The sequence below is a fragment of the Mycobacterium lehmannii genome, from assembly GCF_001499925.1.
Lineage (GTDB): Bacteria > Actinomycetota > Actinomycetes > Mycobacteriales > Mycobacteriaceae > Mycobacterium > Mycobacterium lehmannii.
This window is the reverse complement of sequence record NZ_LQIR01000045.1, coordinates 22,763-43,959: the sequence shown is the minus strand read 5'-3', so window position 1 is coordinate 43,959 and position 21,197 is coordinate 22,763. Positions and strand designations below refer to the sequence as shown.

Genomic DNA, 21,197 nt, shown 5'->3' with positions numbered 1-21,197 from the left:
CCTACTTCATCTGGAAGTTCGGGGCGCGCTTCTCCTTGAACGCCCGCGGGCCCTCCTTGGCGTCCTCGCTCAAGAACACCGGGATGCCGTTGGCGGTGTCGGGCTTGAACGCCTCGTTCTCGTGCATGCCCTCGGTCTCGCGGATGGTTTTCAGGATCGCCTGCACGGCCAGCGGCCCGTTGTTGTTGATCACCTCGGCGATCTCCAGCGCCTTGTCCAGCGCGGAGCCGTCGGGCACCACATAGCCGATCAGCCCGTACTCCTTGGCCTCGGCGGCGGTGATGTGCCTGCCCGTCAACAGCAGATCACACGCGATGGTGTACGGAATCTGGCGCACCAGGCGCACCGCCGATCCGCCCATCGGGTACAGGCTCCACTTCGCCTCGGAGATGCCGAACTTGGCGCTCTCGCCCGCGATGCGGATGTCGGTGCCCTGCAGGATCTCGGTGCCGCCCGCGATGGCCGGGCCCTCGACGGCGGCGATCAGCGGTTTGGTCAGTCGGCGGCCCTTCAGCAGCGCGTCGATGCGCGACGGGTCGTAGCTGCCGTCGGAGAACGAGTCGCCCGGCGGCTTGGCCGTGGCCGCCTTGAGGTCCATACCCGCGCAGAAGTAGCCGCCGGCGCCGGTCAGGATGCAGGTGCGGATCTCGGGATCGTTGTCGACGCGGTCCCAGGCGTCCACCATGATCGAGAGCATCTCGGTCGACAGCGCATTGCGTGCCTCGGGCCGGTTCAGCGTCAGGATCAGGGTGTGTCCGCGCTGCTCAATGAGGGCGTCGGGGCCCTTCTGGGGATCACTCACGAGGGTTCGCCTTCCAGCGTCGATGCCACAGACTTGTCTGGAAATGTAACACGTTCTAGTTTAGGTCTCGTGGCCCTGAACATTGCCGATCTCGCCGAGCACGCCATCGACGCCGTGCCAGACCGTGTCGCCCTCATCTGCGGCGACGACCAGTTGACGTACGCCCAGTTGGAGGAGCAGGCCAACCGGTTGGCCCACTACCTCATCGACCAGGGCGTCAAGAAGGACGACAAGGTCGGCCTGTACTGCCGCAACCGCAACGAGATCGTCGTTGCGATGCTGGGCATCGTCAAGGCCGGCGCCATCCTGGTCAACGTCAACTTCCGCTACGTCGAGGGCGAGCTGAAGTACCTGTTCGAGAACTCCGACATGGTCGCGCTGGTACACGAGCGCCGCTACGCCGACCGCGTCGCGAACGTGCTTCCCGAGGCGCCTGCCGTGAAGACCGTCCTGGTGGTGGAGGACGGCAGCGATGACGACTTCGAGCGTTACGGCGGCGTCGAGTTCTACTCCGCGCTCGGACAGAGTTCGCCCGAGCGTGATTTCGGTCCGCGCAGCGAGGACGACATCTATCTGCTCTACACCGGCGGCACCACCGGTTTCCCCAAGGGCGTGATGTGGCGTCATGAGGACATCTACCGGGTGTTGTTCGGCGGCACCGACTTCGCCACCGGCGAGTTCGTCAAGGACGAGTACGACCTGGCGAAGGCGGCCGCAGAGAACCCGCCGATGATCCGCTACCCGATTCCGCCGATGATCCACGGCGCCACGCAATCGGCGACCTGGATGTCGTTGTTCTCCGGTCAAACCACTGTGCTGGCACCGGAATTCGACGCCGACGAGGTCTGGCAGACCATCGAGAAGCACAAGGTAAACCTGCTGTTCTTCACCGGCGATGCGATGGCCCGCCCGCTGCTCGACGCGTTGACCAAACTGCACGACGCCGGTCGCGAGCCCGACCTGTCGGCGTTGTTCCTGCTCGCGAGCACAGCCGCACTGTTCTCCACCAGCATCAAGGAGAAGTTCCTCGAACTGCTGCCCAACCGGGTGATCACCGATTCGATCGGATCCTCGGAGACCGGCTTCGGCGGCACCAGCATCGTGGCCAAGGGGCAGTCGCACACCGGCGGGCCGCGGGTCACGATCGACCACCGCACCGTCGTCCTCGATGAGGACGGCAACGAGGTCAAGCCGGGATCGGGTGTGCGCGGGTTGATCGCGAAGAAGGGCAACATCCCGGTCGGGTACTACAAGGACGAGAAGAAGACGGCCGAAACGTTCAAGACGTTCAACGGGATTCGCTACGCCATCCCGGGTGACTACGCCGAGGTCGAGGCCGACGGCACCGTCACGATGCTCGGGCGAGGCTCGCAGTCGATCAACAGCGGCGGCGAGAAGATCTACCCCGAAGAGGTCGAGGCCGCGCTCAAGGGTCATCCCGACGTGTTCGACGCGCTCGTGGTCGGCGTGCCCGACGAGCGCTACGGCCAGTGCGTCGCAGCCGTCGTGCACCGCCGCCCTGGCACCAACCCGACGCTGGCCGAGCTCGACACGTTCATCCGCCGGGAGATCGCGGGATACAAGGTGCCGCGCAAGATCTGGTGGGTCGACGACATTCACCGCACGCCGGCCGGTAAGCCGGACTACCGCTGGGCCAAGGACGTCACCGAAGAGCGCCCCGCCGACGAGGTGCACGCCAACCATGTGGGGTCGGCGTCGTGACGGGAATGCGCACCGAGCTGTGCGATCGGTTCGGCATCGAGTACCCGATCTTCGTCTTCACGCCATCGGAGAAGGTCGCCGCAGCTGTCAGCAAGGCGGGCGGTTTGGGCGTGCTGGGCTGCGTGCGGTTCAACTCGGCAGACGAGCTCGAAGACGTGCTCTGCTGGATGGACGAGAACACCGACGGCAAGCCCTACGGCGTCGACGTGGTGATGCCCGCCAAGGTGCCCCAGGAGGGCACGGCGGTCGACATCAACAAGCTGATTCCGCAGAGCCATCGCGACTTCGTCGACAAGACCCTTGCCGATCTCGGGGTTCCGCCACTACCGGAGGACGGGGACCGTAACGAGGGCGTCCTCGGCTGGCTGCACTCCGTGGCGCGCTCGCACGTCGAGGTGGCGCTCAAGCATCCGATCAAGCTGATCGCCAACGCGCTCGGCTCGCCGCCGAAGGACGTCATCGACCAGGTGCATGCGGCGGGAGTCCCGGTCGCGGCCCTGGCCGGCAGCGCCAAACACGCGCAGCGCCATGTGGACAACGGCGTCGACATCGTGGTGGCGCAGGGGCATGAGGCCGGCGGCCACACCGGTGAGATCGGCTCGATGGTGCTGTGGCCGGAAATCGTTGACGGGCTTGGCGGTAAGGCCCCGGTGTTGGCCGCCGGCGGTATCGGCACCGGCAGGCAGGTGGCCGCGGCGCTGGCGCTCGGCGCTTCCGGGGTGTGGATGGGTTCGGCGTTCCTGACGGCGGCCGAGTACGACCTCGGCCACCGCAAGCCCGGCGGCATCTCGACGATCCAGGAGGGGCTGCTGCGGGCGACGTCGGCCGACACCGTGCGCCGGCGGATCTACACCGGTAAGCCCGCCCGTCTGCTCAAGACGAAATGGACCGACGCCTGGGATGCACCCGACGCTCCCGAGCCGTTGCCGATGCCGCTGCAGAACATCCTCGTCAGCGAGGCGCATCAGCGCATGAACGAGTCGGACAACCCCGACACCGTGGCAATGCCGGTCGGTCAGATCGTGGGGCGGATGAACGAGATTCGCCCGGTCGCCGACATCATCGCCGAATTGGTGGCCGGCTTCGAGGAGGCCACCCGTCGACTCGACGGCATCCGCGGCGACTAGCTTTCCGGCCGAGCGTGGGCTCGAGTCACGCTAATCCGCGGACTGCGTGACACGACCCCACTTTCGGCGCAGGAGGAGTCGCCGTCAGGCGCTAGCGCGAAATCGGATACACGGGATCGGAGCAGTCGGTGCCCTCGGCCGCCAACTGACGTTTGATCACCTTGAACGTCTCGGTGCGCGGCAGCGCCGTGCTGACCCGTACGAAGGCGGGCCACTGCTTGGGACCGAGATCGGTTTGTTCGCAGAGGAATTCGCGGAAGGCATCGGCATCGAAGGCCACACCGTCGGTGAGGGTCAGCGCGGCCATCACCTGGTCACCGACATCCGGCGCGGGTATCCCGTAGACCGCGACCTCCACGACGTCGGGGTGCCGCAGCAGTACCCGCTCGATCGGTGCCGCGCCGAGGTTTTCACCGTCCACGCGCATCCAGTCGCCGAGGCGGCCCGCGAAGTAGGCGAAGCCGTTCTCGTCGCGGTAGGCCAAGTCGCCGCTGTGGTACACGCCGCCGCGCATCCGCTCGGCGTCGGCCTCCGGGTCGTTGTAATAGCCCTCGAAACGCCCTGCGTCCGAGACGTTGACGAGCTCACCGGTGACACCGGGCGGGCACGGTTCGCCGGTATCGACATCGACGATCTCGGTCCCAGGCGGGAGGGGGCCCAGCGAGCCGGGCGGAGTGTCGGGCGTGCGGGCGATCGCGATTCCACCTTCGGTGGAGCCGAAGCCGTCCATCACCACCGTGCCGAACCGCGTCGCGAACCGCTCGACGTCGGCGGGCGCACCCTCGTTGCCGTACACCGCTCGCAACGGATTGTCCGCGTCGTCGGGACGCTCGGGTGTCGCGAGAACATACGACAGCGGCTTGCCGACGTAGTTCGCGTAGGTCGCACCGAAGCGACGGACATCGGGGAGGAACTGCGAGGCGGAGAACTTGCGGCGCAACGCCAACGAACTCTGCGACGCCAGCGCCACCGCCCACCCGACCAGTACCGCGTTCGAGTGAAACAGGGGCATTGAAACGTAGCAGACATCGTCGGGTCCGAGGTCGAAGCGTTGCGTCATCGTCACACCGGCCACCGCGACCTTGCCGTGGCTGCACTTGACGGCCTTCGGATCACCGCTCGTACCCGAGGTGTAGATCAGCATGAACAGGTCCGCGGGTTCGGCCTCGCGCACGACGACCGGCTCGTCGGCGAACGCCGCCACCTCGGCCGCCCATCCCGGCGAGTCGACATCGATGTGGTCGATACCGTCGATGATGTCTCGCGCACCCGAATCGGCAAGTACCAGTTGGCAATCGGCATGCGCGATGTCGCGCTGCAGCGCCGCGCCCCGGCGGACGGGGTTGAGGCCGACCGGCACGATCCCGGTCAGCCCCGCGGCGGCCAGGACCGCCGAGAAGAACGGCGTGTTCTGCAGCAGCACCCCGACGTGAGGGGGCCGGTCCGGATCGAGACGGACCCGCAACGCGGCGGCGACGGCCGCGGCGTACCGCAGGTGCTCGCGCCAGGGGGTGAAGGTCTCCTCGAAAAGCACTCCGCGGCCGTCGATGTCGACCAGCGGCGCCAGCAGTTCGGCGACCGTGGGCAGCCTGTTCACATCACGCGGGCGTATCGGCCAGCTCCCGACCGATGCGCAGCAGTTGACCCGTCGCGCCGCCCACCGCGAACTCGGTCTGCTTGGCCGCCAGGAAATATCGGTGCACGGGGTGGTCGATGTCGATCCCGACTCCGCCGTGCACGTGCACGGTGGTGTGGGCGACGCGGTGGCCGGCGTCGGCGGCCCAGAACGCGGCGGTGCTGACGTCGACGTCTGCGGGCAGATCCTCGGAGAGCCGCCATGCGGCCTGGGTCAGGGTCAACCGGAGCGCCTTGACGTCGATGTAGCCGTCAGCCAGTCGCGAGGACACCGCCTGGAAGCTGCCGATCGGCCGGTCGAACTGCTCGCGTTCGCGGGCGTACTCCGCGGTGAGCTCCAGTGCGCGTTCGAGCACTCCGAGCTGAAAGGCGCTACGGCCCAGCGCGGCCCGCACGGTCAGCCACGCCGCGGCGTCGCCGTCGCCGACGACCCGGCCGGCATCGACTTCGGTGCCCTGCAGCTCCACGTGGGCGACGCTGCCGTGACCGGTGGTGCTCAACGACTCGACCGTCACGCCGGGGTCGGTCGCCGCCACCAGGAAAACCTTGAGGCCCGAGTCTGTTTCGGCCGGGATCAGGAACGCATCGGCGACCGGACCGTAGGGGACTTGGGTGCGGGATCCGGTGAGCCGGTAGCCCGCACCGGAAGACTGCGCCTGCACCGGGCCCTGACCCATCTCGCCGTCGAGCGCGACGGTGAGGACCTTGTCGCCCTTGATCGCGGGCACCGCCCACTCCTGCTGCAGTGCCTCCGGGGCGAACCTGGCCAGCGCGCCGGCGCCCAGCACGACCGACTCGAGGTATGGCACGGCGGACAACTGCCTGCCGAGCGCGACCAGGATTGCCACCTGTTCGAGCGCCCCGAATCCGCCGCCGCCCACCGACTCCGGAGCGGCAGCAGAGAGCACGTCGGCCTCGATCAGCTTCCCCCACAACATCTTGTCGAACCTTTGGTCGAGGCCGTCCAGTTCACGCTGGCGCTCAGAGGTCACGACCGAATCGGCGATCGTGCGGACCAGTCCGCCGAGATCCTCCGACGCTTCGGTTGTCTTGAAGTCCATGTCGAGTCCTATCGGTTCACTCGGGGCAGGCCGAGCGCGACCATGCCGATGATGTCGCGCTGAATCTCGTTGGTGCCGCCGCCGAACGTCAGGATCAGGCAGCTGCGGTGCATGCGTTCGATCCGCCCGCGCAGCAGGGCCCCCGGCGTGCCCGGGCGCAGCGTGGCCGCGGTGCCCAGCACCTCCATCAGCAGGCGGTAGGCCTCGGTGGCCAACTCGGTGCCGTACACCTTCGCCGCCGACGCGTCCGCAGGGGAGGGCGCGGCGTCGTCTGCCGAAGCCAGTTCCCAGTTGATCAGCTTGAGCACCTCGGCCTTGGCGTGCACCCGGGCCAGGTTGAGCTGGACCCACTCCGAATCGATCAGCCGGGGGCCGCCGCCCTTCGGCGAAATGTGAGTGTTCTGCGCCCACTCGCGAACCCCGTTGAGCGCGAGAAAGATCGGTTGAGCCGACACCAGTGCGACCCGCTCATGGTTGAGCTGGTTGGTCACCAGCTTCCAGCCGGCGTTCTCCTCGCCGACCAGGTTGGTCGCGGGCACCCGGACGTCCTGGTAGTAGGTGGCGCTGGTGTCGACGCCGGCCATGGTGTGCACCGGCGTCCACGAGAACCCCTCGGCGGTGGTGGGGACGATCAGCATCGAGATTCCGCGGTGCTTCTTGGCCTCGGGATTGGTGCGCGCGGCCAGCCACACGTAGTCCGCGTAAGCGATCAGGCTCGTCCACATCTTCTGGCCGTTGATGACGTAGTCGTCGCCGTCGCGGACCGCGGTGGTGCGCAGCGAAGCCAAGTCGGTTCCTGCGCCCGGTTCCGAGTAGCCGATCGAGAAGTGCAGATCCCCCGCGGCGATCTTGGGCAGGAAGAACTTCTTCTGCTCCTCGGTGCCGAAGTGCATGATCGTCGGCGCGACGCTGTTGATCGTCAGGAACGGCACCGGGACGTTCGCGATCGCGGCCTCGTCATTGAAGATCAGCCCGTCGATGGGAGGGCGCTCCTGGCCGCCGAACTCTTTGGGCCAGGACAGCGTCAGCCAGCCGTCCTTGCCCATCTGCGCGACGGTCTCGCGGTAGACGTTGCCGCGTCCCATCTCGCCGTCGTTGGATGCCAGCGCCTCGGCGCGCTCGGGCGTCATCAGCTTGGTGAAGTAGGAGCGCAGCTCGCGGCGCAGCTCTTCCTGCTCTGGGGTGTAGCCGATCCGCATCGCCTTGTCCTAACTTCTCTAGAGGCACGAAGTGGCGTACCGGGAGCCAGCCCCGATTCCCTCCCGGTTGTAACACGTTCTAGTCTTGGGGTCCAGGCCGGTGCCACACTGGGCTCGGAGCAGCTTTGACCGCGAGGAGGTTGTGATGAGGGTGGAAGTGGACCGGGACCGGTGCGAAGGCAACGCCGTTTGCGTGGGAATCGCGCCCGACCTGTTCGATCTCGACGACGAGGATTACGCGGTGGTCAAGCTCGATCCGGTACCCGCCGACCAGGAGGACCTGGCCGAGCAGTCCATCGCGGAGTGCCCGAGAGCGGCGCTGCTTCGCCGAGACTAGAGGCATTCATAAATTGACGACGCACGCGGGCACCCGAGGAGTGGCATGAGTACAGACCCCAACGACCTGTCCGGCCACGTGGCGGTGGTAACCGGCGCGGCGGCAGGGCTGGGACGCGCGGAGGCCATCGGCCTTGCCCGGGCCGGCGCGACCGTCGTCGTGAACGACATCGCCCCCGCGCTCGACAAGTCCGACGTGCTCGACGAGATCTCCGCGGCGGGCGCCAAGGGCGTCGCGGTGGCGGGCGACATCAGCGAGCGCTCGACCGCCGACGAACTGGTCGAAACAGCCGACGGACTCGGCGGCCTCGGCATCGTCGTCAACAACGCGGGCATCACCCGCGACCGCATGCTGTTCAACATGTCCGACGAGGACTGGGACGCGGTGATCGCCGTGCACCTGCGCGGGCACTTCCTGTTGACCCGCAACGCGGCCACCTACTGGCGCGCGAAAGCAAAAGAAAACAACGGTCAGGTCTACGGCCGGGTCATCAACACCTCGTCGGAAGCCGGGCTGGTGGGGCCGGTCGGGCAGGCCAACTACGGCGCCGCCAAGGCCGGGATCACCGCGTTGACGCTGTCGATGGCCCGGGCGCTGGAACGCTACGGCGTGCGGGCCAACGCGATAGCACCTCGCGCCCGCACCGCGATGACCGCGGACGTGTTCGGCGAAGCGCCGGAGTTGACCGAGGGCCAGATCGATCCGCTGTCGCCCGACCACGTCGTGAACCTGGTGCGCTTCCTGGCCTCCCCGGCGGCTGAAGGGGTCAACGGTCAGCTCTTCATCGTCTACGGTCCTACCGTGACACTGGTGGCAGCGCCGACGGTCGAGGCGCAATTCAGCGCCGAAGCCGATGCCTGGGACCCCTCGAAGCTGTCCACGACCCTCCAGGAGTACTTTGCTGGACGCGATCCGCAGAAGTGTTTCTCGGCCACCGCGCTGATGAATCAGCAAGACTGACGGTCTCGTTCGTTACGGCCGAGCTCGACTAGAACACGTTCTAGAATGAGCTGCGTCACACTTGCCCTGACCAGCACAAAAATCACATTTGTGACTCCATTTTCGGAGCTTTGACACTCCGAACGTGTTCTAGTTAGTATGATCCGGCTCACTGAGAGCAACGCTGAGCCAAGGGGTGGGAAGTCCGCCGTGACAACGTATTTCACCTCTTCGCCACGAAGACGACGCGCCGAACATCCCTTCCCCCGAGAACGGAGCAAAGGTTGATCAAACAGCTCACGGTCCCGACGCGGGCCGTGGGCGGCTTCTTCGAGATGTCCTTGGAAACGTTCCTCAAGATCTTTCGACGCCCCTTTCAATTCCGTGAGTTCCTCGAGCAAACATGGATGATCGCGAAGGTTTCGCTCGTTCCGACCCTGCTGATTTCGATTCCATTCACAGTGCTGGTCGCGTTCACCCTCAACATCCTGTTGCGAGAGATCGGTGCCGCGGACCTGTCCGGGTCCGGCACCGCGTTCGGCACGGTGACGCAGCTCGGCCCAATCTCGACCGTGCTCGTCATCGCCGGCGCCGGTGCGACGGCAATCTGCGCGGACCTGGGCGCCCGCACCATCCGTGAAGAGATCGACGCGATGCGGGTGCTCGGCATCGATCCCATTCAACGGCTGGTGGTGCCGCGCGTGCTGGCGTCGACCACGGTGGCGCTGCTGCTCAACGGTCTGGTGATCGCGATCGGCCTGGTCGGCGGCTATGTGTTCTCCGTACTACTGCAGGGTGTGAACCCCGGGGCCTTCATCAACGGCCTGACCATCCTCACCGGGCTCGGCGAGTTGGTGATCTCCGAAGTCAAGGCCCTGCTGTTCGGCGTAATGGCGGGACTCGTCGGTTGCTATCGCGGACTCACCGTCAAGGGTGGACCCAAGGGGGTCGGAGAGGCCGTCAACGAGACCGTCATCTATGCCTTCATCTGTCTGTTCGTGATCAACGTACTTATGACCGCAATCGGCGTTCGGGTGCTGGGCTGATGAGCTACGACGTGTCGCTGAGAATGCGGCGGGCGCTCGAACGGGTGCCCAAGGCCGTGGATACCTTTGGCGAGCAGGCGTTGTTCTACGCCGAGTCGGTGCGGTACATGCCGAACGCGGTGCGTCGCTACGGCAAGGAAACGACCCGGTTGATAGCCGAGATGACCCTGGGCACCGGTGCGCTGATCCTGATCGGTGGCACGGTCGGTGTCGCTGCATTCCTCACGCTGGCGTCCGGCGGCGTCATCGCCGTGCAGGGCTACGAGTCACTGGGCAACATTGGCATCGAGGCGCTCACCGGGTTCCTGTCCGCCTATCTCAACGTGCGCATCGTTGCGCCGATCATCGCCGGTATCGCGCTCGCGGCCACCATAGGCGCAGGTACCACCGCGCAACTGGGCGCAATGCGCATCTCCGAAGAGATCGATGCGGTCGAATCAATGGCCGTGCACTCGGTGTCCTACCTGGTGTCCACCCGCATCGTCGCCGGCCTGATTGCGATCATCCCGCTGTATTCGTTGGCCGTGCTGGCCGCGTTCTTCTCGGCTCGCACCATCACCGTCTACGTCAACGGACAGTCGGGCGGTCTCTACGACCACTACTTCAATACGTTCCTGATACCGAACGATCTGTTGTGGTCTTTCGCTCAGGCGATCGTGATGGCGGTCGCCGTGATGCTCGTCCACACCTACTACGGCTACAACGCTTCGGGCGGACCTGTCGGCGTTGGCGTCGCGGTGGGTAAGGCGGTTCGGACTTCGCTGATCGTCGTCGTCATCATCACCTTGTTCATCTCCTTGGCCGTGTACGGTGCCACCGGCAACTTCAACCTGTCGGGTTAGAGGAGAGAGAAACCATGTCGAGAAAGTCCGCGATCAGGATCGCCGCCGCAGTCCTGGCGGCGATCCTCGTGGCCTTCTCGGTGTTCACCTATCTCTTTTACACCGCGGCGTTCACACCGACCGAGTCTGTGGTGGTCACCTCTCCGCGGGCCGGTTTGGTGATGGATCCCGACGCCAAGGTCAAGTACCGGGGTGTTCAAATCGGCAAGGTCGAATACATCTCGTACACCGGCGATCAAGCGAAGTTGACGCTCGCGATCAACACGCGCGAGCTGCGCTTTGTCCCCTCGAATGCGCCAGTGCGTATCGCCAGTACCACGGTATTCGGCGCGAAGTCGGTGGAATTCCTTGCCCCCGATCAGCCGTCGGGAACGCCGCTGCGCGCCGGCGCCGTGGTTCAGGCCGAAGCAGTGCAGCTGGAAGCCAACACGCTGTTCCAGACCCTGATAGATGTCCTGAACAAGATCAACCCCATACACCTGAACGCATCTATGTCGGCGATCGCGGAAGGCCTGCGTGGTCACGGTGACGATTTCGGCTCTACCATAGCGGGTTTGAATCAGTACCTCACCGAACTGAATCCGAAGCTGCCGCAAGTGGAGTCGGTTATCGGGCAGTCGGCCACGGTGGCCAACATCTATGGCGATGCCGGCCCCGACCTGGTGACTGTGATCGACAACGTGCCGACCATCAGCGCGACGGTCGTCGATCAGCAGGAGAACCTGAACGCGACGTTGCTTGCGACGATCGGCCTGGCGAACCAGGGCGCCGATACTTTGGAGCCGGGGGCAGACGATTACATCGCTGCGATCCAGCGGCTACGAGCGCCATTGAAGGTGTTGGGAGACTATTCGCCGGAATTCGGCTGCATAATACAAGGAGTTGCGATCGGCAACGAGCGGGGACAGGCCGTCGTCGGTGGCCTCAAACCCGGCGCAATGGTCAGTTCCAGCTTCGTACTGGGCGTGCCGTCGTATACGTATCCGGAGAGCCTGCCGATTGTGAATGCAACGGGTGGTCCGAACTGCCGCGGCCTCCCGAACATCCCCAGCAAGATGTTTGGCGGCTCGTGGTTCAGGTCGCCGTTCTTGGTTACCGACAATGCCTACATCCCGTACGAGCCGTTCACCGAAGTGCAGGTCGACGCTCCGTCCACTTTCCAGTTCCTCTTCAATGGCGCGTTCGCAGAACGGGACGACTTCTGATGGGCCACCGCGGAACCCTGGCCAAGGTCAGCATCTTCGTCGTGGTCATGCTGATGGTTGCCGCAGGTTTGGTCGTGATCTTCGGAGAGTTCCGGTTCGCTTCGACCAACAGCTACCACGCCACGTTCAGCGACGCCTCGCGACTCGAGAGCGGCAGCGACGTGCGGATCTCGGGGGTGCCGGTGGGCACGGTCGAAGGTGTGAAGCTGAATCCCGACAACACCGTCGATGTGGCGTTCACGCTCGACAAGAAGTACCAGATGTATACGTCGACGCGGGCCGTGATCCGCTACGAGAACCTGGTCGGCGACCGCTTCATGGAGATCACCTCGGGCCCGGGCGAACTGCGAAAGTTACCACCGGGCGGTATGGTCTCCATCAACCAGACCCAGCCGGCGTTGGATCTCGACGCCCTGCTCGGTGGCCTGCGCCCGGTAGTCAAGGGCCTCAATGGCGAGCAGGTCAATCAGATCAGCAATGCGATTCTCGAGTTGCTTCAGGGCCAGGGCGGTGCGTTGTCTCAATTGCTCTCGGAGACAGGATCCTTCAGCAAGACCTTGGGCGATCGCTACCAGGTGATCTCTGAGGTCATCCGCAATCTCAACGAGGTGCTCGGCACCGTTGACGAGAAGAGCGTGGAGTTCGATGCCAGCGTGGACGAACTCCAGAAACTCGTCAGCGGACTGGCGGAGGGTCGAGACCCGATCGCCGGAGCGATTCCGCCGCTGGCGTCAGCGGAAACGGACCTCACCGACATGTTGGTCAAGTCGAGACGGCCGCTACAGGGCGTACTCGAGAACCTTCGCCCGCTTGCGACCGAGCTCGACGACCGTAAGGCCGAGGTGAATTCGGTCATCGAACCGCTGGCAGAAAACTACCTGCGACTCAATTCCCTTGGCGCGTACGGCTCGTACTTCAACTATTACATCTGCGAGGTGAGGCTTAAATTCAACGGTCCTGCGGGCAGCGACATCTTCCTGCCGATCGGCGGCGTGCCGGATCCATCGAAGGGCAGGTGTTCAGACAATGGATAAGACGTTACGGGCGGGAATCTTCGGAATCGCGGTCGTGGTGTGTGTCTTGCTCGTCGCGTTCGGCTACACCAGCCTGCCGTTCTATCCGCAAGGCAAGTCCTACGAGGCCTTCGTCGCCGACGCGGGTGGCATCTCGCCGGGTAACGATGTCAATGTTTCCGGTATCACGGTGGGCAAAGTGACCGGAGTCGGCCTCGCCGGCGACGTGGCAAAAGTGACTTTCACAGTCGACCGCAAGATCAGGCTGGGCGATCAGACCCTCGTATCGATCCGAACCGACACCGTTCTGGGTGAGAGGTCGCTCGGGGTCACTCCACAAGGCAGCGGCTGGGTGACATCAATTCCGCTGGGCCGCACGACCGTCCCGTACACGTTGAACATGGCGCTGCAGGATCTCGGTCAGAACTCCGATGCGCTCGACAAGGATCAGTTGACTCGGGCGTTGCAGGTACTGACCGATTCATTTCGCGACGCGACGCCTGAACTGCGCCGCACACTCGACGGGGTAGCCACGTTGTCCCGCAGCATCAACGCCAACGATGCAGCGCTGGGCCAGCTGTTGGCCCGCGCGAAGTCGGTGTCGCAAGTGGCCGCCGACCGAGCCGGTCAGGTGAATCAACTCATCACCGACGGCAATCTGCTATTCGCCGCGCTCGATGAGCGCCGGGCTGCATTGGGTAGTTTGATCGCAGGCATCGACGATGTATCACAGCAGATTTCGGGATTTGTGGCCGATAACCGGCGCGAATTCGGCCCCGCGCTGAAGAAGCTGAATCTCGTGCTGGACAATCTGCTCGAACGCCGTGAGCACATCAGCGAGGCGCTGAAGCGTCTGCCCCCGTACGCCACCGCGCTCGGCGAGTCGGTCGGCTCGGCGCCGGGTTTCCAGGTCAACCTGCCCAATGCGATACCAAACAACACGCAGACGGCCCTGCTGCTGGACCTCTACTTCCAGCCGGGCAAGATTCCCGACAGCCTGTCCGACATGTTGAAGGGGTTCATCAGCGAGCGCCTGATCATAAGGCCGAAGTCACCGTGAGCCGCTGGGTGCGTTACGGCGTCATCACCACGCTGGTGGTGGCGCTGATCGGTGGTGCGTACGTGATTTGGCCGAAAGTCACCACCTACGCTGTGGACGGCTACTTCACCTCGGCGGCGGGTCTGTATCCGGGCGACGAAGTCCGCGTCGTCGGCGTTCCGGTCGGCTCGATCGAATCGATCACGCCGCAGGCCGATGCCGTGAAGATCACCATGAGGGTGCGCGACAGCGTGAAGGTTCCGGCCGACGCCCGAGCGGTGATCATCGCACCGAACCTCGTGGCAGCCCGCTTCGTTCAACTCACTCCTGCCTATAGGCAGGGCCCGGTAATGGAGGATGGCGGCAGCATCGAGTTGGACCGCACTGCCGTGCCGGTGGAGTGGGATGACGTCAAAACCGAACTGACCAGGCTCAGCCAGCAGCTCGGACCGCCGGCGGGCCAGGTTCAGGGCCCGTTGAGCGAGTTCGTCAATCAGGCCGCCGACACCTTGGATGGCAATGGCGACTCGTTCCGGCAAGCCCTGCGCGAACTGTCCCAGACTGCAGGACGGCTGGGTGACTCGAGCCCCGACCTGTTCGGCACGGTGAAAAATCTGCAGATTCTGGTTGACGCACTTTCGAAGAGCAATGAGCAAATCGTTCAATTCAGCGGCCATTTGGCCTCGGTTTCCCAGGTGTTGGCCGACAGCTCAGTGGGGCTGGGCGACACGTTGGGCAGTCTTAACCAGGCCCTGTCGGACGTCCGGGGCTTCCTCAATGAGAACAACGAAGTGCTTATCGGCAGCATCGACAGGCTGACCGACTTCACCAGCATCCTGACAAACCAGACAGACGACGTCGAGCAGATCTTCCACGTCCTTCCGAATGCGATGGCGAACTTCTACAACATCTACAACCCGGCGCAGGGCACCGCGAATGGCCTTCTGGGGCTGCCGGAGTTCGCCAACCCGGTGCAGTTCATCTGCGGAAGCTTCGACGGCGCAGGCACACCCGACTACGACAAGCGAACCGAGATCTGTCGCCAGCGGATGGCTCCGGTGCTGAAGCGCCTGGCGATGAATTACCCGCCATTCATGTCGCATGGGATCAATACGATCACGGCGTACAAGGGCCAGGTCATCTACGACACCCCGGCGACCGAGGCCAAGGCAAAGACCTACATCCCCCATCTGGAATGGATACCGGCCGACGGGCGGTTCCCACCACGGCAGGGCGATCCGGGAGATCCCAGCGCGTTGCTGCTGCCCCAACCTGCGGTTCCGGGACCCCCGCCACCGGCGCAGCCGTACTCGCTTGGTCCGGTGGTACCACCGCCGGGTCCACCGCCTGCTGGGCCGCCCCCTGGCCCGGCTCCGGGTGCACCGCCGCAGCCAGCTCCGCCCGGTCCGCTTCCGGCCGAGGCCGCTGTCCCGGGAGGTGGGGGATGACGCGAAAGTCATTGCGAATGAAGGCCGGGCGTTTAACCCGCCGGATCCTGGCCATCGGATCCGGTGCGGTACTGCTCGCCGGCTGCCAGTTCGGCGGTTTGAACTCGCTGAACATGCCGGGCACCGCAGGCCACGGTAAAGGCGCATTCTCGATCACTGTGGAAGTTGCCGACGTGGCCACGCTGCCGCAGAACTCGCCGGTGATGGTCGACAACGTCACGGTCGGCAGCGTGTCGGGAATCGAGGCCGTTCAGCGACCGGACGGCAGCTTCTACGCGGCAGTGGAACTCTCTCTGGACGAAAATGTCAAGTTGCCGGCCAACGCGACTGTGAAGGTCGCGCAGACATCGCTGTTGGGGTCGCAGCACATCGAGCTGGCGCCTCCGGTTGATCAGCCGGCGGTTGGCGAGTTGCGTGACGGGCTTCAGATCCCGCTGAGTCAGGGAAGCCGCTATCCGACTACAGAGGAAGTTCTGTCCGCGTTGGGTGTGGTCGTCAACAAGGGCAACCTAGGAGCGCTGCAGGACGTTACGCAAGAGGTCTACAACGCCGTCGCCGGCCGTAAAGGCCAGTTCGCCGGCCTGATCCCGCGGCTCGCCGAACTGGCCTCGTCGTTGAACCGGCAGACCGATGACATCATCGCAGCTGCTGAAGGCCTGAACCGATTCGCGGGGGTCCTCGCGCGCAGCAGAGACAGCCTAGGCCGCGCGCTGGATACTCTCCCGGGCGCGCTGCGGGTACTCAACGACAACCGCGCGCTGATCGTCGACGCGTTCGCTGCGCTGCAGCGCCTCGGCACCGTGGCGTCTCGGGTCCTGGCCGAAACCAAGGACGATTTCGCCGAGGACATCATCGATTTGTACGCGGTGATCAAGCCGCTCAACGACACTCGTGCGGACCTTGTGACCGCCTTGGACAGCTTGGCGACGTTCCCGTTCCCGGGCAAGAACTTGCATCGGGTGGCCAGGGGTGACTACTTCAACATATTCGAAACATTCGATCTCACGATCCGTCGGCTCGGCGAGACCATATTCACGACGTCATTTTTCGACCCGAACATGAAGCGCCTCGCGGAAGTCGTCAATCCACCGGAATTCCTTACCGGGGAAATGGCGAACCTGTCAGGTCAGGCCGCAGATCCGTTCAAGATCCCGCCGGGCACCGCGTCGGGTCAGGAGGTGCCGCCGGAGTAATGAGTCGAACTGCGCGAATTCAACTGTGGGTGTTCGCCGTCGTGACCGTGATCTCGGTCGGCGCAATCGCTCTGCTGTATGTACGTATTCCCGCCCGCCTGGGTTTGGGCACATATGACGTCACTGCGAATTTCGTCGCGGGCGGTGGACTGTACGAGAACGCCAACGTCACCTTCCGCGGAGTCCAAGCTGGGCGCGTCGAAGCCGTGCAGCTGACCGACGATGGTGTGTCCGCGCACATGCGGCTCAACAGCGATATCAAGATCCCGGAGAACTCCACGGCCACCGTCAAAAGCGTGTCTGCGGTCGGCGAGCAGTACGTGGATTTCGTTCCGCCCGCAGATCCTTCGACGGAGGTGCTGCGCAATGGTGCGACCATTCCGGAGGAGCGGACGGCGATACCGCAAGATGTGGCCGAGTTGTTGCGTGAGGCCGATCGATTGGTGAGCAGCCTTGACAACACCCGGCTCCAGGACCTCTTGCACGAGACCTTCGAGGCGTTCAACGGCGCCGGGCCCGAACTCGCGCGGTTGATTCAGTCCGCACGGGTGCTGATCGATGACGCCAACGCAGCCTGGCCGCAGACCTCGGCGCTGATCGACCAGGCTGGACCGTTCTTGGAGGCGCAGATACGGAGCGGCGAGGACATCCGGTCCCTGGCCGATGGCCTTGCCCGCCTGACCAACGAAGTCGCCGGAGCCGATACTCAGCTGCGTTCGCTGCTCGCGACTGCGCCCGGAGCGGCCGCAGAAGCCAGCGAAACGTTCTCGGGCATTCGCCCGTCGTTCCCGGTCCTTGCGGCCAACTTGGCCAACTTCGGCCGCGTCGGCGTCATTTACCGCAAGTCGATCGAACAGGCGCTCGTCATTTTTCCCGCGCTGCAGGCGTCCCTGCTGACGATCGGCGGCCAACTTCCCGCTGACGAGGGCGGCAAGCAGGACTTCAAGATCTCGATCAACGATCCGCCGCCTTGCAACACGGGGTTTTTGCCACCGTCGGAGATCCGCACGCCTGGCGACACGACATTGCGCGACCTCCCGACCGACTTGTATTGCAAAGTCGCGCAAAATGATCCGATGGTGGTGCGCGGGGCGCGGAACTACCCGTGCCAGGAGTTCCCCGGCAAGCGCGCGCCGACAATTGAGTTGTGCCGCGATCCGCGCGGCTACGTCCCGATCGGGAACAGCCCATGGCGCGGTCCGCCGGTACCGATCGGCACACCGATGGATGTCATGGAGGACGACACGCCCGAGGACGGACGAAATATCCTGCCGCCCAACAAGTTCCCGTACATACCGCCGGAGAACGATCCGGATCCGGGATATCCCGTCGCGCCGGGTTCGGTGCCGCCCGGGGTACAGACCGGCCCGGGACCGGCGCCGCATCAGCCTTGGCCGTATATCCCCCCACCGAACCAGGGGCCCCCGCCGCCACCGCTTACGGCCTGGATACCGCCGGCGCCCTACCCGAATGCGTGGCCTCCACCAGCCGTCCCGCCGGGGTGGGCGACTAACCCGCCGAACGTGTTTGCGGGGCCCTACGGTACGGTACCGCCGGCCCCCGCACCGCCTCCTGCACCACCGAACCCGCCGCAGGCCAGCGGAGCCGCTTACGGGACCTACGACCAGAACACGGGCGTCTTTGTGGACCCGGCCGGCGGCACCGGGGTCTACGCGCCCGGTGTCGCTGATATGCGGCCACAAGAGAATTGGGTGGATTTGATGCTGTATCCGGAGCACGTGTGATGACGTCCGCACCGACGTCCCCGGGGAAGTCCGTGCGCCGACGCGCTTCTCGACCTGCCGGTCCCGCCAACGGCACGGTGGCTGGGCCCACCGCCGTGCGCGTTCCAACAGCGGATTCCGTCGCTGAGACACATGTTCGCAAGGTCCGTAAAGCTGCGCCCCCGCCACGCCGGCCGCCGCACCGACGCTTGGTCGCAATCGTTGCACTGGTCGGCGCGTTCGTCGCGACCGGTGTACTTGGCGCCGCGGTGGCGGTACTGATCGTCCAGAGACAAGACGCAGAAGAAGCGCAAGCGCGCAACCAGCGGTTCGTCGACACCGCGACGCAGACCGTGGTGAACATGTTCAGCTTCAAGCAGGACACCATCGACGAGAGCGTGGACCGGTTCTACGAGAGCACCAGCGGGCCGTTACGCGACATGTTCAGCCAGAACAACAATGTCGAGAACCTCAAGGCGATTTTCCGGGACACCGGCGGCAGTTCGGAGACTGTGATCAACGGTGCCGCGCTGGAAAGCATTGACGACATCAGCAACACTGCAGCGGTGCTGGTGTCGGCGAGGGTCACTGCCAGTGACATGAACGGGAACAACAGGCCATCGCAACCCTACCGACTTCGCATCATCGTGCAGGAGGCCGATGACGGGCAGATGACAGCCTATGACCTCAACTACCCCAACGGTGGCAACTGATGCGTTTGATTGTGAGCGGCATTGCCGGTCTGGTGGCTGCTGCGTTCGTCAGCCTAGCCGCGCTGGGCGGCGGACTGTACTGGCAGCGGGTGGAGACGCGTGGTGAGCAAGCAGCGCGTAGCGAGCTGGGACCGCTTGCGCAGGAACAAATCCCGACTGTATTCACCTACGACTACAAGACCGTCGAGCGCAACCTCATCGATGCGTACGACCTGCTGACGCCCGGCTACCGCAAGGAGTTCGAAGACAGGGCGAAGTCCGACATAATTCCCCAGGCTCGGGCGCGCGAACTTGTAAGTCAAGCCAACGTGGTCGGCGTCGGGGTGATGGAAGCGCAGCGCGATTCGGCAGCGGTGATGGTTTACATCAACCGGACAGTCTCCGAGAAATCGAACCGTGACGAGCCAATTTATGACGGTGCGCGGCTGCGCGTGGATTATCGGCGCATCGACGGCAAATGGCTCATCGACTACATCACTCCGATTTAGCGTAGGCGGACTGCTTGTCGGGAGATCGCGTCGAGGCCAGCGCGTCGAGGAACGCCCGCGCCCACCGGTCGACGTCGTGTGCGAGCACCTGTCTGCGTAGCGCCCGCATGCGGCGCCTGCCCTCTTCCGGCGCTTGGGTCAGCGCGGCCTCGATGGCGTCCTTGACACCCTCGAGATGATGCGGATTGGCCAGGTAGGCCTGGCGCAATTCCGCTGCCGCACCGGTGAACTCGCTGAGGACCAACGCGCCCCCCAGATCGCTGCGACACGCCACGTACTCCTTGGCGACGAGGTTCATGCCGTCGCGCAGCGGGGTCACGAGCATGACGTCTGCCGCGACGAAGAACGCGATCAACTCCTCGCGCGGCACCGGACGATGTAGATAGTGCACGATGGGATGGCCGACCTCACCGTATTCGCCGTTGATGTGGCCGACCTGGCGTTCGATGTCCTGGCGCATCTCGATATAGCTCTCGACCCGCTCCCGACTGGGCGTCGCAAGCTGGACGAGTACGGTGTCCTCGCGGCTGGCCCGGCCCTCGGCGAGCAGTTCCGACAACGCCCTGAGCCGGACGTCGATGCCCTTCGTGTAGTCGAGACGGTCCACACCCAGAAGGATCTTGCGGGGGTTACCCAACTCGGTGCGGATCTCCTTGGCGCGCTGGCGGATCGAGCGGGACCGTGCCTGCTGGTCGAGCGAGGTCGAGTCGATCGAGATGGGGAAGGCGCCGACCTTCACCGTGCGGAAGCCGAAATTCACCTCACCGAACCGTGACCGGACCCCGATCGTCGCCCGAGAAGTGTTGGCGCCGACCAACCTTCGGGCCAAAATGAGGAAGTTCTGCGCACCACCGGGCAGATGGAACCCGACCAGATCCGCACCGAGCAGGCCCTCGATGATCTCGGTGCGCCACGGCATCTGCATGAACAACTCGACCGGCGGGAACGGAATGTGCAGAAAGAACCCGATGGTGAGGTCCGGACGCAGCATCCGCAGCATCTTGGGCACCAACTGCAGTTGGTAGTCCTGGATCCACACGGTGGCGCCCTGCGCGGCGTGTTTTGCGGTGGCTTCCGCGAAGCGCCGGTTCACCACCACGTAGGTGTCCCACCACTCGCGGTGGTAGATCGGCTTGACGATCACGTCGTGGTAGAGCGGCCACAGGGTCGCGTTCGAGAAGCCTTCGTAATACTTCGCGACGTCGTCGGCGGACAGCTTGACCGGGCACAGGGTCATGTCGTCCTGTTGGATCGGCTCGTCGTCGGCGTCGGGTACGCCGGGCCAACCGATCCACGCCCCGCGCCGGCGGCGGAGCAACGGTTCCAGGGCCGTGACCAATCCGCCCGGACTTCTCTTCCAGGTGGTGCTGCCGTCAGGCAGCCGCTCCATGTCGATCGGCAGGCGGTTGGCCACCACCACGAAGTCGGCGTTGCCGGAGTCGGCGTTGCCGGAGTCGGCCCGTGGACCGCCCCCTGAAGTCACTTACGCCTCGAGTTTCGAGGGCCCAATGCCGAGCATCGAAAGAAACATCCGGCATTCGTCGGCGTCTTTCGCGTACGCGGCGACGACGCGTCGCGCCTGGCGGGCGGTGCTGTCGGCGAGTGGTTCGACGTCGCCGAGCTCAGCGGGATCTGATTTCGCAGGCATACGACAACTGTATGCG

The 21,197-nt window shown here is 64.8% G+C and carries 20 protein-coding genes; 14 read left to right on the top strand and 6 right to left on the bottom strand.

All coding sequences use genetic code 11. The features are described from left to right. Position 1: 1 nt before the first annotated feature. Complete coding sequence (locus tag AU192_RS19590) at positions 2-802, bottom strand: crotonase/enoyl-CoA hydratase family protein (RefSeq protein WP_064399186.1); 801 nt, start codon at positions 800-802, stop codon at positions 2-4. A gap of 69 nt (positions 803-871) precedes the next feature. On the opposite strand from AU192_RS19590, the gene AU192_RS19585 reads away from it, so the two are divergent. Further along, positions 872-2,524 carry an acyl-CoA synthetase gene (locus AU192_RS19585; RefSeq protein ID WP_064399185.1) on the top strand — a complete coding sequence of 551 codons (1,653 nt, stop codon included), beginning with the start codon at positions 872-874 and terminating at the stop codon, positions 2,522-2,524. A 5-nt stretch (positions 2,525-2,529) separates the two neighbouring features. Next, positions 2,530-3,651: an NAD(P)H-dependent flavin oxidoreductase gene (locus AU192_RS19580; protein WP_064399184.1), complete on the top strand. Its 1,122-nt coding sequence runs from the start codon at positions 2,530-2,532 to the stop codon at positions 3,649-3,651. 91 nt (positions 3,652-3,742) lie between these two features. Here the strand turns inward: AU192_RS19580 and fadD17 are convergent, their stop codons facing one another. From fadD17 to AU192_RS19565, 3 genes are read right to left on the bottom strand one after another with little or no spacing between them, the layout of a single operon-like run. After that, positions 3,743-5,248, bottom strand: a complete 1,506-nt coding sequence (gene fadD17, locus AU192_RS19575; protein WP_064399183.1) for a long-chain-fatty-acid--CoA ligase FadD17 — start codon at positions 5,246-5,248, stop codon at positions 3,743-3,745. 1 nt (position 5,249) lies between these two features. After that, positions 5,250-6,347 (bottom strand): acyl-CoA dehydrogenase family protein, encoded by a 1,098-nt coding sequence (locus AU192_RS19570; protein WP_064399182.1) that lies wholly within the window; start codon positions 6,345-6,347, stop codon positions 5,250-5,252. A gap of 8 nt (positions 6,348-6,355) precedes the next feature. After that, the gene (locus tag AU192_RS19565; protein ID WP_064399181.1) at positions 6,356-7,546 is read right to left on the bottom strand and encodes an acyl-CoA dehydrogenase family protein; all 1,191 of its coding nucleotides are present in this window, start codon (positions 7,544-7,546) and stop codon (positions 6,356-6,358) included. A gap of 145 nt (positions 7,547-7,691) precedes the next feature. On the opposite strand from AU192_RS19565, the gene AU192_RS19560 reads away from it, so the two are divergent. From AU192_RS19560 to AU192_RS19505, 12 genes are all read left to right on the top strand, one after another. After that, on the top strand, positions 7,692-7,883 hold the full coding sequence (locus AU192_RS19560) for a ferredoxin (RefSeq protein WP_064399180.1): 192 nt from the start codon (positions 7,692-7,694) through the stop codon (positions 7,881-7,883). Positions 7,884-7,928: 45 nt separating this feature from the next. After that, complete coding sequence (locus AU192_RS19555; RefSeq protein ID WP_064399179.1) at positions 7,929-8,843, top strand: 3-oxoacyl-ACP reductase; 915 nt, start codon at positions 7,929-7,931, stop codon at positions 8,841-8,843. Positions 8,844-9,106: 263 nt separating this feature from the next. Then, positions 9,107-9,868 (top strand): MlaE family ABC transporter permease, encoded by a 762-nt coding sequence (locus AU192_RS19550; protein WP_064399178.1) that lies wholly within the window; start codon positions 9,107-9,109, stop codon positions 9,866-9,868. Further along, positions 9,868-10,710 carry an MlaE family ABC transporter permease gene (locus AU192_RS19545; protein ID WP_064399177.1) on the top strand — a complete coding sequence of 281 codons (843 nt, stop codon included), beginning with the start codon at positions 9,868-9,870 and terminating at the stop codon, positions 10,708-10,710. Before AU192_RS19550 ends, AU192_RS19545 begins: the two co-directional genes overlap by 1 nt. A 14-nt stretch (positions 10,711-10,724) precedes the next feature. Continuing rightward, positions 10,725-11,915, top strand: a complete 1,191-nt coding sequence (locus AU192_RS19540) for an MCE family protein (protein WP_064399176.1) — start codon at positions 10,725-10,727, stop codon at positions 11,913-11,915. Then, positions 11,915-12,949, top strand: a complete 1,035-nt coding sequence (locus tag AU192_RS19535) for an MCE family protein (protein WP_064399175.1) — start codon at positions 11,915-11,917, stop codon at positions 12,947-12,949. Before AU192_RS19540 ends, AU192_RS19535 begins: the two co-directional genes overlap by 1 nt. Then, entirely contained in the window at positions 12,942-13,988 is a 1,047-nt protein-coding gene (locus AU192_RS19530; protein WP_064399174.1) for an MCE family protein, read from the top strand. The genes AU192_RS19535 and AU192_RS19530 overlap by 8 nt, the downstream gene beginning before the upstream one ends. Then, positions 13,985-15,415, top strand: a complete 1,431-nt coding sequence (locus AU192_RS19525) for an MCE family protein (protein WP_064399173.1) — start codon at positions 13,985-13,987, stop codon at positions 15,413-15,415. Before AU192_RS19530 ends, AU192_RS19525 begins: the two co-directional genes overlap by 4 nt. Continuing rightward, on the top strand, positions 15,412-16,608 hold the full coding sequence (locus tag AU192_RS19520) for an MCE family protein (RefSeq protein WP_064399172.1): 1,197 nt from the start codon (positions 15,412-15,414) through the stop codon (positions 16,606-16,608). Before AU192_RS19525 ends, AU192_RS19520 begins: the two co-directional genes overlap by 4 nt. Then, positions 16,608-18,353: an MCE family protein gene (locus AU192_RS19515; protein WP_064399171.1), complete on the top strand. Its 1,746-nt coding sequence runs from the start codon at positions 16,608-16,610 to the stop codon at positions 18,351-18,353. The genes AU192_RS19520 and AU192_RS19515 overlap by 1 nt, the downstream gene beginning before the upstream one ends. Continuing rightward, entirely contained in the window at positions 18,353-19,045 is a 693-nt protein-coding gene (locus AU192_RS19510) for a mammalian cell entry protein (RefSeq protein ID WP_082695077.1), read from the top strand. The genes AU192_RS19515 and AU192_RS19510 overlap by 1 nt, the downstream gene beginning before the upstream one ends. After that, positions 19,045-19,533, top strand: coding sequence for a hypothetical protein (locus tag AU192_RS19505; protein ID WP_064399170.1), 489 nt, complete (start codon positions 19,045-19,047; stop codon positions 19,531-19,533). Before AU192_RS19510 ends, AU192_RS19505 begins: the two co-directional genes overlap by 1 nt. Here the strand turns inward: AU192_RS19505 and AU192_RS19500 are convergent. Continuing rightward, positions 19,520-21,016: an alpha,alpha-trehalose-phosphate synthase (UDP-forming) gene (locus AU192_RS19500; protein ID WP_064399169.1), complete on the bottom strand. Its 1,497-nt coding sequence runs from the start codon at positions 21,014-21,016 to the stop codon at positions 19,520-19,522. The two genes, AU192_RS19505 and AU192_RS19500, sit on opposite strands and share 14 nt — an antisense overlap. After that, positions 21,017-21,181 carry a hypothetical protein gene (locus tag AU192_RS25515; RefSeq protein ID WP_099048038.1) on the bottom strand — a complete coding sequence of 55 codons (165 nt, stop codon included), beginning with the start codon at positions 21,179-21,181 and terminating at the stop codon, positions 21,017-21,019. Between the last annotated feature and the right edge of the window lie 16 nt (positions 21,182-21,197).

What these genes read in the sequence shown, in the direction of transcription:
- AU192_RS19580 (WP_064399184.1), top strand. Translation starts at nt 2,530, where the DNA reads ATGCGCACCGAGCTGTGCGATCGGTTCGGCATCGAGTACCCGATCTTC.
- AU192_RS19570 (WP_064399182.1), bottom strand. Translation starts at nt 6,347, where the DNA reads ATGGACTTCAAGACAACCGAAGCGTCGGAGGATCTCGGCGGACTGGTC.
- AU192_RS19565 (WP_064399181.1), bottom strand. Translation starts at nt 7,546, where the DNA reads ATGCGGATCGGCTACACCCCAGAGCAGGAAGAGCTGCGCCGCGAGCTG.
- AU192_RS19560 (WP_064399180.1), top strand. Translation starts at nt 7,692, where the DNA reads ATGAGGGTGGAAGTGGACCGGGACCGGTGCGAAGGCAACGCCGTTTGC.
- AU192_RS19555 (WP_064399179.1), top strand. Translation starts at nt 7,929, where the DNA reads ATGAGTACAGACCCCAACGACCTGTCCGGCCACGTGGCGGTGGTAACC.
- AU192_RS19545 (WP_064399177.1), top strand. Translation starts at nt 9,868, where the DNA reads ATGAGCTACGACGTGTCGCTGAGAATGCGGCGGGCGCTCGAACGGGTG.
- AU192_RS19540 (WP_064399176.1), top strand. Translation starts at nt 10,725, where the DNA reads ATGTCGAGAAAGTCCGCGATCAGGATCGCCGCCGCAGTCCTGGCGGCG.
- AU192_RS19535 (WP_064399175.1), top strand. Translation starts at nt 11,915, where the DNA reads ATGGGCCACCGCGGAACCCTGGCCAAGGTCAGCATCTTCGTCGTGGTC.
- AU192_RS19530 (WP_064399174.1), top strand. Translation starts at nt 12,942, where the DNA reads ATGGATAAGACGTTACGGGCGGGAATCTTCGGAATCGCGGTCGTGGTG.
- AU192_RS19520 (WP_064399172.1), top strand. Translation starts at nt 15,412, where the DNA reads ATGACGCGAAAGTCATTGCGAATGAAGGCCGGGCGTTTAACCCGCCGG.
- AU192_RS19515 (WP_064399171.1), top strand. Translation starts at nt 16,608, where the DNA reads ATGAGTCGAACTGCGCGAATTCAACTGTGGGTGTTCGCCGTCGTGACC.
- AU192_RS19510 (WP_082695077.1), top strand. Translation starts at nt 18,353, where the DNA reads ATGACGTCCGCACCGACGTCCCCGGGGAAGTCCGTGCGCCGACGCGCT.
- AU192_RS19505 (WP_064399170.1), top strand. Translation starts at nt 19,045, where the DNA reads ATGCGTTTGATTGTGAGCGGCATTGCCGGTCTGGTGGCTGCTGCGTTC.
- AU192_RS25515 (WP_099048038.1), bottom strand. Translation starts at nt 21,181, where the DNA reads ATGCCTGCGAAATCAGATCCCGCTGAGCTCGGCGACGTCGAACCACTC.